Origin of the sequence: Serratia plymuthica (genome assembly GCF_018336935.1) — a bacterium.
Taxonomy (GTDB): domain Bacteria; phylum Pseudomonadota; class Gammaproteobacteria; order Enterobacterales; family Enterobacteriaceae; genus Serratia; species Serratia plymuthica_B.
The window spans coordinates 1,994,711-2,007,018 of sequence record NZ_CP068771.1; the positions used below are offsets into that span (position 1 = coordinate 1,994,711).

The 12,308-nt window shown below is 55.5% G+C and carries 9 protein-coding genes; 3 read left to right on the forward strand and 6 right to left on the reverse strand.

Annotated elements, in window-relative coordinates:
- Window positions 1–71: 71 nt before the first annotated feature.
- The 4 genes from hemP to ppsR all read right to left on the reverse strand — a co-directional run bounded on the left by hemP (window position 72) and on the right by ppsR (window position 3,133).
- Window positions 72–257 carry a hemin uptake protein HemP gene (hemP, locus tag JK621_RS09520; RefSeq protein ID WP_212559577.1) on the reverse strand — a complete coding sequence of 62 codons (186 nt, stop codon included), beginning with the start codon at window positions 255–257 and terminating at the stop codon, window positions 72–74.
- A 169-nt stretch (window positions 258–426) separates the two neighbouring features.
- Window positions 427–912, reverse strand: a complete 486-nt coding sequence (locus JK621_RS09525; protein ID WP_212559578.1) for a glutathione peroxidase — start codon at window positions 910–912, stop codon at window positions 427–429.
- A 125-nt stretch (window positions 913–1,037) separates the two neighbouring features.
- Window positions 1,038–2,084, reverse strand: a complete 1,047-nt coding sequence (locus JK621_RS09530; protein ID WP_212559579.1) for a 3-deoxy-7-phosphoheptulonate synthase — start codon at window positions 2,082–2,084, stop codon at window positions 1,038–1,040.
- Window positions 2,085–2,311: 227 nt separating this feature from the next.
- Complete coding sequence (ppsR, locus tag JK621_RS09535) at window positions 2,312–3,133, reverse strand: posphoenolpyruvate synthetase regulatory kinase/phosphorylase PpsR (protein WP_126482337.1); 822 nt, start codon at window positions 3,131–3,133, stop codon at window positions 2,312–2,314.
- 531 nt (window positions 3,134–3,664) lie between these two features.
- Here ppsR and ppsA point away from each other — a divergent pair.
- Complete coding sequence (ppsA, locus tag JK621_RS09540) at window positions 3,665–6,043, forward strand: phosphoenolpyruvate synthase (protein WP_212559580.1); 2,379 nt, start codon at window positions 3,665–3,667, stop codon at window positions 6,041–6,043.
- Window positions 6,044–6,513: 470 nt separating this feature from the next.
- Here ppsA and ydiK read toward each other — a convergent pair whose 3' ends face one another.
- Window positions 6,514–7,614, reverse strand: coding sequence for an AI-2E family transporter YdiK (gene ydiK / locus JK621_RS09545; protein WP_212559581.1), 1,101 nt, complete (start codon window positions 7,612–7,614; stop codon window positions 6,514–6,516).
- 311 nt (window positions 7,615–7,925) lie between these two features.
- On the opposite strand from ydiK, the gene ydiJ reads away from it, so the two are divergent.
- Together ydiJ and menI are read left to right on the forward strand one after the other, a co-directional pair.
- On the forward strand, window positions 7,926–10,982 hold the full coding sequence (ydiJ, locus tag JK621_RS09550; protein WP_212559582.1) for a D-2-hydroxyglutarate dehydrogenase YdiJ: 3,057 nt from the start codon (window positions 7,926–7,928) through the stop codon (window positions 10,980–10,982).
- Window positions 10,979–11,395 (forward strand): 1,4-dihydroxy-2-naphthoyl-CoA hydrolase, encoded by a 417-nt coding sequence (gene menI / locus JK621_RS09555; RefSeq protein ID WP_212559583.1) that lies wholly within the window; start codon window positions 10,979–10,981, stop codon window positions 11,393–11,395. The genes ydiJ and menI overlap by 4 nt, the downstream gene beginning before the upstream one ends.
- 56 nt (window positions 11,396–11,451) lie before the next feature.
- On the opposite strand, the gene JK621_RS09560 is transcribed toward menI, so the two are convergent.
- Window positions 11,452–11,856, reverse strand: a complete 405-nt coding sequence (locus JK621_RS09560; RefSeq protein WP_212559584.1) for a hypothetical protein — start codon at window positions 11,854–11,856, stop codon at window positions 11,452–11,454.
- Window positions 11,857–12,308: the final 452 nt, after the last annotated feature.

Consider the following 12,308-nt stretch of genomic DNA (forward strand, 5'->3'; position numbering starts at 1 on the left):
AAACATATCAATAGATTTGCTGGCTGCCTGGATCTAAGCGATCGGGGTGGCTGGCGTTGAGGAATAAGGGATTATTTGGTCAGGATTAATTTCCCGGCCTTGGTCTGCCGCAGTTGGTAACGCTGGCCCTGATGAAGGATGATCGCTACGCCGTCGGCATCGAGCAACTGCGCGCTGTCGTAGCAAGGCGGCGAGATCAGGCTGCGTTCAGCACCGGGGGCAGCTATGCCATGAGGGGGAGTATTGTGATTATCCATCGTCATTTGTTTATAAAACAGGCCATTAAATGGTAATTAATATCGTATTGATAATCATTATCATGTGAGGGAAAGGTTACATCAAGGAAAATTTTCTTACCGATGGAACCTTTTTGAAAGAAAGGGGGACGGAGCGGTCCGGGCACGCCCAGCCCGCAAACTAAGGGGGTTATTTCAGCAGGGTTTCGATGTGGTCAAACAGGCGCTCAGGTTTGGTGATGGGCGCAAAACGCTTCACCCGTTGGCCGTCGGCGGTCAGCAGGAATTTGGTGAAGTTCCACTTGATGCGCTTGCTGCCCAGAACCCCCGGCGCCAGGCGTTTCAATTCGTTGAACAGCGGATGCGCGCCGGGGCCGTTAACCTCCACCTTGCCGAACAGCGGGAAGCTGACGCCGTAGTTGAGCGTACAGAAATTGGCGATCTCCAGCGGATCCCCCGGCTCTTGTGCGCCAAACTGATTGCACGGAAACCCCAACACCATCAGGCCGCGATCCCGATAGTACTGCCAGAGGTTTTCCAGACCACGGTATTGCGGGGTAAAGCCGCATTTGCTGGCGGTATTGACCACCAGATAAGCCCGGGCGGGAAAGTCGCCCAGAGTTTTGTGCTCCCCTTGCAGCGTGACGCAGGGGATGGATAACAGCGAATGGCTCATGCGGGAAACTCCACATCCTGTTGGCAGGGGCGCGGTTTATGGCGTCTGCGGGCTTGGTTGGCGTAAGTATAGATGAGTGAAAGGAAGGTTGAAAAACCGGGGTGTCGCCACCCCGGAGAACAGGTTCAGAAGCGGGTATCCACCGCATCGGCCAACATGGCCAGCAGCTGTTCGCTGTCGGACCAGCTCAGGCACGGGTCAGTGATTGACTGGCCGTAAGTCAGCGGTTGGCCGGCAACGATTTTCTGCGTGCCTTCCACCAGGAAACTTTCTGCCATCACGCCGGTGACGGCGGCGGAACCGGCGCGAATCTGCTGGCAGACATTCTCGGCTACTTCCAGTTGACGACGGTGCAATTTCTGGCAGTTGCCGTGGCTGAAGTCGATAACCAGATGCTCCGGCAGCTCAAATTCGCGCAGGCTGTCGCAGGCGGCAACGATATCGGTGGCGTGGTAGTTCGGCGTTTTGCCGCCGCGCATGATGATATGACCGTAGGGATTGCCGCTGGTCTGATAAATCGTCATCTGCCCGTTTTTGTCCGGCGACAGGAACATGTGGCTGGCGCGCGCCGCGCGGATGGCGTCAATCGCGATGCGGGTGTTGCCGTCGGTACCGTTCTTGAAGCCCACCGGGCAGGAAAGTGCGGAGGCCATTTCGCGGTGGATCTGGCTCTCGGTGGTACGTGCGCCGATGGCGCCCCAACTGATCAAATCGGCAATGTACTGGCCGACCACCATGTCCAGGAATTCGGTGGCGGTCGGCAGACCGAGCTGGTTGACTTCCAGTAACAGTCGGCGTGCCATTTCGATACCACGATTTACCTGAAAGGTGCCATCCAGCGCCGGATCCGAAATCAGGCCTTTCCAGCCCACCACGGTGCGCGGTTTTTCAAAATAAGTGCGCATCACGATTTCCAGGCGATCCTGATAGCGAACGCGCAGCGCATTCAGACGGCCGGCATAATCGATGGCGGCATCTAAATCGTGGATGGAGCAGGGGCCGATAACCACCAGCAGGCGACGGTCTTCGCCGGTAAGGATCTTTTCAATGCGTTTTCGTGACGCTGTCACGCTATCGGCGATTTCCGCCGAGATCGGCAGCTTCTCCGCCAATGCTTGCGGCGTAACGAGGCTATCGATGCGCGCGGTCCGCAGTTCATCTGTTTTGTGCATGGTTTTCTCTAAAGACTTTTCTTCGCTGCGGCAGGAGTGCCGGGAAGTGATGGCGATCACAATAACGTAAAAACCGGTGAATTCAACCGTAGAAATTGTGTTCTGTTGATCGAAGCCACTAAAAAAAGCACAAAAATCATGGCATGTGGGAAATAAACGTCAGACGGCAGGGAAAATACCCCTGCCGGAAAGCCTGCTAGCGCGCTCTTAGCGGCGGGCCGTGCCGGCTAGAACATGCGGCGACTCATGCCAAGAATATCCAGGATTTTGGTGGAGATTTCCTCCACCGAATAGTTGGTGGTGTTCAGATAACGGATCTGGTTTTTGCGGAACAGCGCTTCTACTTCGGCAAGCTCCATCCGACACTGGCGCAGCGACGCATAGCGGCTGTTTTCGCGGCGCTCTTCGCGAATGGCGGCCAGCCGTTCCGGGTCGATTGTCAGCCCGAACAGTTTATGCTGAAACGGTTTCAGCGCGGCGGGGAGATGCAAATTGTCCATATCGTCGGCGGTAAACGGGTAGTTGGCGGCGCGGATCCCGAACTGCATCGCCAGATACAGGCTGGTGGGAGTTTTGCCGCAGCGTGATACGCCCAACAATATAACCTGAGCCTGATCGAGATTACGCAGCGATATGCCGTCATCATGGGCTAACGTGTAGTCAATGGCAGCGATACGGGCATCGTATTTACCGAGGTTGCTGGCCGTCAGCCCGTGGGTGCGGTTCGGCACCGGCGTGGGTTCAACGTCCAGTTCACCCTGCAACGGGCCGACCAGCGCCTGCACGATGTCCTGACAAAAGCCTTCGCTCTGGGTAATGACATTACGCACTTCCGGCGAAATGATGGAGTAAAACACCAGCGGGCGCACGCCGGTATCGCGATAAATATCGTTGATCTGCTGGCTGACCGCCCGGGCTCGCGCTTCGGTTTCAACGAAGGGCAACGTAAAGGTCGTGGCTTTGACCGGGAATTGGGACAACACCGCGTGGCCCAACACTTCGGCGGTGATCGCCGTCCCATCCGAAATATAAAAAACGCTTCTTTCCACCCGAGGCTCCTTACCTGAAACGGTGATGCAGTTGTATCGCCTGCTTGGCGGTATCATGGGCTTCAGGCGATCCCGCGGTAAAGGGGTGAGCAAAAAAAATGTGATAATGCAGGCAGAGTGGCTCATTAATTTTCGCGAGCGAGGAAAAATGAACGTGATGGAGTATTCGTATTAAAACGCTATTTTAATTTTCATGAGATAAATGACTCGTTTTTTGCGGGCCTTATTCAGTATATCGGCGAAATCTCAATCAAAAACATGGTAATTATTGTGGTTTTTAAAACTGAAGTTTAAAAAATACTTAATTTATTGAGATTTAAACTTTTAGTGCGAAAGGGAACGGTTCCGGGCAGGTTTCGCCGTTCAGGTAATTTTCCGAAAATCCACTTTCTTCATCGGGTTGATCGATTCACCTTTCCATTTCTTATGGATCATTGTGCTAGTCTGAATGGGCTCCGCTTTGTCGGTGCCCAAGAAAGCAAACGAATTAAATCCGTCTATACCCTACTGATAGCAATAAGGATTGTCTCGATGTCCAACAATGGCCCAGACTTGCGTAATGTGCTTTGGTACAACCAGCTCGGCATGCACGACGTTGACCGTGTCGGTGGCAAAAATGCCTCCCTCGGTGAAATGATCACCAATCTTTCCGATTTGGGCGTGGCCGTGCCAAACGGTTTTGCCACCACCGCACAGGCGTTTAACGATTTCCTCGAGCAAAGCGGTGTTAACCAGCGCATCTATCAATTACTGGATCAAACTGACGTTGACGATGTTGCTCAACTGGCCAAGGCCGGCGCGCAAATCCGCCAATGGGTCATCGATACGCCATTCCATGCGGAATTCGAGCGTGAAATTAACCTGGCTTACCAACAGTTGGCGGACGGCGAGCCGGAAGCCTCGTTTGCCGTGCGTTCTTCCGCGACAGCGGAAGACATGCCGGATGCCTCTTTTGCCGGCCAGCAGGAAACTTTCCTCAACGTGCAGGGTATCGACGCCGTCATGGTGGCGATCAAACACGTATTCGCCTCGCTGTTTAACGACCGCGCCATTTCGTATCGCGTGCATCAGGGCTATGACCACCGCGGCGTAGCCTTGTCGGCCGGCGTACAGCGTATGGTGCGTTCCGATCTGGCGTCTTCCGGCGTGATGTTCACCATTGATACCGAATCGGGTTTTGATCAGGTGGTGTTTATTACTTCCGCCTTGGGTCTGGGCGAAATGGTGGTGCAGGGCGCGGTGAACCCGGATGAGTTCTATGTGCATAAACCCACGTTGCTGCGCGGCAATCCGGCTATCGTGCGCCGCAACCTCGGCTCGAAGAAAATCCGCATGGTGTACGCGCCATCGCAGGATCACGGCAAGCAGGTAAAAATTGAAGATGTGCCAGAGCAGCAACGCAATCGTTTCTCTCTGACCGACCAGGAAGTGGAAGCGCTGGCGCATCAGGCGATTTTGATCGAAAAGCATTACGGCCGCCCGATGGATATCGAGTGGGCCAAAGACGGCCATACCGGCAAATTGCTGATCGTGCAGGCGCGTCCGGAAACCGTGCGTTCCAACGAGCAGACGATGGAGCGTTATCAGCTTAACGGTACCAGCTCGGTACTGGTGGAAGGGCGAGCTATCGGCCATCGCATTGGTGCCGGCCCGGTGAAAGTGATCCATAACATCAGCGAAATGGATCGTATTCTGCCGGGGGACGTGCTGGTTACCGATATGACCGACCCGGACTGGGAGCCGATCATGAAGAAAGCGGCGGCGATCGTCACCAACCGTGGCGGCCGTACTTGCCACGCGGCGATTATCGCTCGCGAGCTGGGTATCCCGGCGGTGGTCGGCTGTGGCAACGCCACCGAACTGCTGAAAGACGGCCAGAAAGTCACCGTGTCCTGTGCGGAAGGCGATACCGGCTTTGTGTACAGCGATATGATCGACTTTACCGTACAGAGCTCCGAAGTGACTGAGCTGCCGGATCTGCCGTTGAAAATCATGATGAACGTCGGTAACCCCGATCGGGCGTTCGATTTTGCCCGTTTACCGAATGAAGGCGTGGGATTGGCCCGTCTGGAATTTATCATCAACCGCATGATTGGCGTCCATCCAAAGGCGCTGCTGGAGTTCGATCAACAAACCCCGGCATTGCAGAACGAAATCAAGGCGTTGATGTTGGGCTATGACCATCCGGCAGAGTTCTACGTGGGCCGTCTGACGGAAGGGATCGCCACGCTGGGTGCGGCATTCTGGCCGAAACGCGTGATCGTGCGTTTGTCCGATTTCAAATCCAATGAATACGCCAACCTGGTGGGCGGCGAGAAGTATGAACCGCACGAAGAGAACCCAATGCTGGGCTTCCGCGGGGCAGGCCGCTACGTATCGGACAGTTTCCGTGATTGCTTTGCGATGGAGTGCGATGCGGTAAAACGCGTGCGCAACGAAATGGGCCTCACCAACGTCGAGATCATGGTGCCCTTTGTGCGAACCGTGGCGCAGGCGGAGGCGGTGGTTGCAGAGCTGGCGCGTCAGGGCCTCAAGCGCGGCGAGAACGGCCTGAAAGTGATCATGATGTGTGAAATCCCATCCAATGCGCTATTGGCGGATCAGTTCCTGGAACATTTTGACGGCTTCTCGATCGGCTCCAACGACATGACTCAGCTGACGCTGGGGCTGGACCGTGACTCGGGCGTGGTGTCGGAACTGTTTGATGAACGCAACGAAGCGGTGAAGGCACTGCTGTCGATGGCGATTCAGGCCGCGAAGCGTCATGGCAAATACGTGGGTATTTGTGGCCAGGGCCCATCCGACCACGAAGATTTCGCCGAATGGCTGATGGAGCAGGGCATTGATAGCCTGTCCCTCAATCCGGATACCGTGGTGCAAACCTGGATCAATTTGTCGAAGAAAAAATAACCTTTCACCGCAGATTGAGCGCTGACATAAAACCGTAACTCAGGTTACGGTTTTTTTATTGCCGCAGGTAAATGATGTGGGTGGGTGAATAAGCGTGGCTAAAAAAAGAATAAAAAAAAGCCCATCAGGAGACGGGCAAAGACTACACACAGCAATTCACATGTATGGCATTACATTGTTTGGAAAGCTTGCTTTAAAATCAGTGATTTGAAGCAATATATGGCAATAATACTAAATATTTAAGGGCCACTAGTCATTAAGAATCATCCTAATAAATACTTGCCTCATGATTTATTCATCAGAACGCTTATTTTATCTTTATTGTATAAAGATGCATTCGCTCGGCATGTTCAATTAATGTGCCGGTATGGGGCAGCTATATTATGCCAGAGAGTGAATTCAAAGACAGGAAGTGAATCAGGGATCTTGCTGAGGGTATTCTGCCCGGCAGCCCGGGCAGAATAGGAGAATTAGCGCTTTTCCAACTCTTTGGCGACGTCGTCCAGATCGGCCGTGGGTTCTGGCGCTTCGTCCATCCAGGCGGTGAGCAAACGATAAGATACCGCCAACACCACCGGGCCGATAAACAGGCCGATCATGCCGAAGGCCAGCAGGCCGCCGATAACGCCGGACAGGATCAGTAGCATCGGCAGATCGGCGCCCATGCGGATCAGCACCGGCCGCAGCACGTTATCCAGCGTGGCGACCAGGCAACTCCATACCAACAGTACGGTGCCCCAGGTGGTGTCGCCGCTCCAGTACAACCAGATAATCGCCGGGACCAGCACCAGCAACGGTCCCAATTGCGCCACGCAGCAAATGAATATCAGCACCGTCAGCAAGGTGGCGGCAGGAATGCCGGATACCGCAAGGCCAATCCCGCCGAGTACCGACTGCACCAGCGCCGTCACCACTACGCCCAGCGCCACCGCGCGGATCGCCTGGCCACCCAGCACCACCGCCGCGTCGCCGCGATCGGCCGCAAGACGCGCCGCAAAGTGGCGAATACCCAGGGCGACTTGTTCACCGCGCGCATACAGCAGTACGCTGAACAGCAACATCAGCGTACAGTGCAGCAGGAAACGGCCGATATGCGCCGCTTGCGCGACAAACCAGGTGGCGGTCTGACCGAAGTAAGGTTGGATCTTCGCCAGCAGCGCCGCGCCCCCGGCATTCACCAGCGTGTGATAGCTGTTATAGACTTTGTTGCCGATCATCGGGATCGAGTGCAACCAGGCCAGATCGGGAATATGCAGCTTGCCGGGGGTACTGGCCCAGGCAACGACGGGTGCGCTGTTGTCCACTACGCTGCTGACCAGCAGCGAAATCGGCAGGATGAACAGCAGGATCAGCAGCAGCGTCATGACGAGGACCGCCAGCGAGCGCCGGCCCCAGAGTATTTTTTGCAGTTTGATCAACAGTGGCCAGGTGGCGATGACCACCATGCCGGCCCAGGCAAAACCGAGAATAAACGGTTGAATGACCCAAAAACAGGCGACGATCATGATGGCGATAAACAGCACGCCAAAAATAATCCGTGGCAAATCGTATCGGGATTGCGGGTGTGTCATGAATTAGGTTCTCATCCTGGTAAGTTAAATCCTTCGTACCTGCTAAGCATGGTGCATTTTCGTTACTTTCCACAAGGCGGCGCACCTTTTATCGTGCGTCATTCTGCAGTGGGGTAATTGTGATAATGTGAATGCCTTCACTAAACGAGTATGTTAGTTTTCATCATCAATAAAAAGTAGGGTGGGTCTGAATATACCCTATGAATTTCAAGTTGCAGCCTACAACGCCGCAGCCTGAAAGGCGACGGGTAAAGACCTGATTCAGCGTACGTTAACGCATAAAAAATAGACAGACAGGGTCAAAAAAGCGAATGATCCCACAGATTTCTCAGGCGCCCGGCCTCGTTCAACGGGTGCTCGACTTTTTGGAAGCCTTAAAACAAAACGGATTCAACGGTGATGTTGCGACCAGCTATGCCGATCGGCTGACGATGGCGACCGACAACAGCATCTATCAGCTGTTGCCTGACGCGGTGGTGTTTCCTCGTTCAACGGCGGATGTGGCGTTGATTGCGCGACTGGCGGGCGAAGAGCGCTTCAGCGCGCTGACCTTTAGCCCGCGCGGCGGCGGTACCGGCACCAACGGCCAGGCCCTCAACACCGGCATTGTGGTCGATATGTCGCGCCACATGAACCGCATCCTTGAAATCAATGTCGAACAGGGTTGGGTGAAGGTTGAAGCCGGGGTCATCAAAGATCAGCTTAACCAGTATCTGCGGCCGTTCGGCTATTTCTTCTCTCCGGAACTTTCCACCAGTAACCGCGCGACGCTGGGCGGCATGATCAACACCGATGCGTCCGGCCAAGGCTCGCTGGTGTACGGCAAAACCTCCGATCACGTTCTGGGCCTGAGGGCGGTGCTGCTGGGGGGCGATATGATCGATACCCGCGCCATGCCGACACCGCTTGCGGAAACGATTGCTATGGAAGATACCGTCGAAGGCCGGATCTACCATAGGGTGCTGAATAGCTGCCGCGACCAGCGTGCGTTGATCCTGGAGAAATTCCCCAAGCTAAACCGCTTCCTGACCGGCTACGACCTGCGGCATGTGTTCAGCGACGATCTGCAGACCTTCGATCTAACGCGCATCCTGACCGGTGCTGAGGGCACGCTGGCGTTTATCACCGAGGCGCGGCTGGATATCACGCCGCTGCCGAAGGTACGCCGCTTGGTTAACGTAAAATATGATTCCTTTGATTCAGCCCTGCGCAACGCTCCCTTCATGGTGGAGGCCAAGGCGCTGTCGGTGGAGACCATTGATTCCAAGGTGCTGAACCTGGCGCGGGAAGATATTGTTTGGCACTCGGTGAGTGAATTGATCACCAACGTGCCGGATAAAGAGATGCTGGGTCTGAACATCGTCGAATTTGCCGGGGATGACAAGGCGCTGATCGACCAGCAGATGGAAACTCTGTGTCTGCGGCTGGACGAGTTAATCCGCGAGAAGCAGGGCGGCGTGATTGGCTATCAGATCTGCGGGGACCTGGTCGGTATCGAGCGGATTTATAACATGCGCAAGAAGGCGGTCGGGCTGTTGGGCAACGCCAAAGGGCGCGCCAAACCTATTCCTTTCGCCGAAGATACCTGCGTGCCGCCGCAGCATTTGGCCGATTATATTGTCGAATTCCGCCAGTTGTTGGACAGCCATAACCTCAGTTACGGCATGTTCGGCCACGTGGATGCCGGCGTATTGCACGTACGGCCTGCGCTCGACATGTGCGATCCGCAGCAAGAAGTGCTGATGAAGCAGCTTTCCGACCAGGTGGTGGCGCTGACCGCCAAATATGGTGGGTTACTGTGGGGCGAACACGGCAAAGGCTTCCGCGCCGAATACAGCCCGGAATTCTTCGGCGAGCAGTTGTACGAGGAGTTGCGCCGCATCAAGGCCGCGTTCGATCCGAATAACCGCCTTAACCCCGGTAAAATTTGCCCGCCGTTGGGCGTCGATGCCCCGATGATGAAAGTGGACGCGGCCAAGCGCGGCACACTCGATCGTCGTATCCCGATTGAGGTGCGCACCTCGTTCCGTGGCGCCATGGAGTGCAACGGCAACGGCCTGTGTTTTAACTTTGATGTGCGCAGCCCGATGTGCCCGTCGATGAAGATCACCGGCAGCCGCATTCACTCGCCAAAAGGCCGTGCGGCGCTGGTGCGCGAATGGTTGCGTCTGCTGTCCGAACAGGGAGTAGACCCGCTGGTGCTGGAACGGCAATTGCCGCAGCAGCGTCTCAGCTTCCGTACCTTGATCGAGAAAACCCGCAACAGCTGGTATGCCGGCAAAGGCGAATATGATTTTTCGCACGAGGTGAAAGAGGCGATGTCCGGCTGCCTGGCCTGTAAAGCCTGTTCCACCCAATGCCCGATTAAAATTGACGTGCCGGGTTTCCGCTCGCGTTTCCTGCAGCTGTATCACACCCGTTATCTGCGGCCGGCGCGCGACTATATGGTCGCCGGGGTTGAAAGCTATACGCCGTTGATGGCGAAAGCGCCGAAGGTATTCAACTTCTTCTTCCGTCAGCCCTGGGTGCGTGAGCTGAGCCGCAACGCTATCGGTATGGTCGATTTGCCAATGCTCTCCAGCCCGACGCTGCGTCAGCAGCTTTCCGGCCACGGCGCCTTGACCATGACGCTGGAGCAACTTGAGGCGTTGAGCGCCGAACAGCGTGAGCAACACGTGCTGATCGTGCAGGATCCCTTCACCAGCTATTACGACGCCAAGGTGGTGGCGGACTTTGTACGGCTGGTGGAAAAACTCGGTTACCAGCCGGTGCTGCTGCCCTTCTCGCCGAACGGCAAGGCGCAGCATATCAAAGGCTTCTTGACGCGCTTTGCCCGCACCGCGCGCAAAACCGCCGATTTCCTCAATCGAGTGGCCAAGCTCGGGATGCCGCTGGTAGGGGTCGATCCGGCGCTGGTGCTGTGCTATCGCGACGAATATAGCGAGATCCTCGGCGAAACGCGCGGTGACTTCCAGGTGCAACTGGTACATGAATGGCTGCAACAACTGCTGGCGGAACGTGCCGAGCAACCGGCGACCGGCGAGGCCTGGTACCTGTTTGGCCACTGTACCGAAACCACGGCGCTGCCGGCCAGCGGCCAGCATTGGGCGTCGATCTTCTCGCGCTTCGGGGCCAGGCTGGAAAACGTCAGCGTGGGCTGTTGCGGCATGGCGGGCACCTACGGGCATGAAGTGAAGAACCTGGAGAATTCGCTCGGGATTTATGAGCTATCATGGCACCAGGCGTTGCAACGTTTGCCGCGGCAACGTTGTCTGGCGACCGGCTATTCTTGTCGCAGCCAGGTCAAACGCATTGAGGGTAACGGCGTGCGCCACCCGTTACAGGCACTTCTGGAGATGATTGCGTGAAATTGTGGAAACGAGAAACGACGCTGGAGCAGTTAAACCGCGCCGGTGAGGGATGCATGGTAAGCCATGTGGGGATTCACTTCACCCGGCTGGAAGACGATTTTCTTGAAGCCACGATGCCGGTGGACCACCGCACCCGGCAACCTTTCGGGTTGCTGCACGGCGGGGCATCGGTGGTGCTGGCGGAGTCGATGGGATCGATGGCCGGCTATCTGTGCAGCGAAGGGGAGCAGAAAGTGGTGGGGCTGGAAATCAATGCCAACCATTTGCGGGCGGCGTTTGAAGGGCAGGTGCGCGGCGTATGCCGTGCGCTGCACGTGGGCCGGCGGCATCAGGTGTGGCAGATCGAGATATTCGATTCGCGTGACCGGTTGTGCTGCACCTCACGCTTGACCACCGCAGTGATCGACTGATCCTCCCACCCGCAGGCGCCTTGCCTGCGGGTGCTCCGTTGCCGTTCCGCAGGCGTTTAGAGCTGGAACGGCACCCGCTTGACGAAATCCTTCTGGAAGGCGTTAGCCTTCTCCCAGGTGCCTTCCATCGCATATTTCTGGCAGATTAAGGTCAGGGTATGACGGGCAAAATGATAGCTCTGAACCCGAAACAGCTGGCAACGCTGCGGATTGTTGATTTCGACGATCAGCCGGTTATGCAGTTTGCTCAGCGCATGCAAATAGCTTTCATCATCACCGTTTTCCAGACACAGATTGGCCATGTTCAGGCTGACGTTATTGTAGCGCTTCAGATGGTTGATATTGCACTCTGGCCGCCTGAGCGACGCCTCCGCCATGTAGAAATCTACCGTGGCATCACGCACGCTGAATTTATAGTCATCAATTTTGCCCAACAGCCACGCACCGATCGAAATAGCCATTATATCCGCGCCACCTGAATTTAAATGATAATCATTATCATATTTACGGATGCGTTCGCGATCAATCATTCTGTTGAAATTTTTATCGGCCGCCGGGGCTGCATTTGTTCTGCTACGGCCCAATATCAGTCAGTAGCGGCTAAACTTTAAGCAATGCCAGCGGTTTCGGCCACTGCGGGAGGGCGGCGCAAACAACGGAAAACACCGCGAATTGTCAATAAACGCATTTTTGAGACAGACAAAATGTTGAAATAGGTATTTTCTATGAATGTTTAGATCGACAATAAAAGCCGGTGCTGCAAAGAGGACGGGCCAGCGGTTGGGCGGGGCGGTGATACAGGATGTACAGCAAATTCATAAGGATAAAATGAACGCGTCTCCACCGGACTGTGTCAGGCGCTCAGACTGTTCCCTATTGAGGCAGCATAAAAATGGGCTTTTGGCGGATACCC

Coding starts and splice junctions, on each gene's coding strand:
- hemP (WP_212559577.1), bottom strand. CDS start 257: ATGGATAATCACAATACTCCCCCTCATGGCATAGCTGCCCCCGGTGCT.
- JK621_RS09525 (WP_212559578.1), bottom strand. CDS start 912: ATGAGCCATTCGCTGTTATCCATCCCCTGCGTCACGCTGCAAGGGGAG.
- JK621_RS09530 (WP_212559579.1), bottom strand. CDS start 2,084: ATGCACAAAACAGATGAACTGCGGACCGCGCGCATCGATAGCCTCGTT.
- ppsA (WP_212559580.1), top strand. CDS start 3,665: ATGTCCAACAATGGCCCAGACTTGCGTAATGTGCTTTGGTACAACCAG.
- ydiK (WP_212559581.1), bottom strand. CDS start 7,614: ATGACACACCCGCAATCCCGATACGATTTGCCACGGATTATTTTTGGC.
- ydiJ (WP_212559582.1), top strand. CDS start 7,926: ATGATCCCACAGATTTCTCAGGCGCCCGGCCTCGTTCAACGGGTGCTC.
- JK621_RS09560 (WP_212559584.1), bottom strand. CDS start 11,856: ATGGCTATTTCGATCGGTGCGTGGCTGTTGGGCAAAATTGATGACTAT.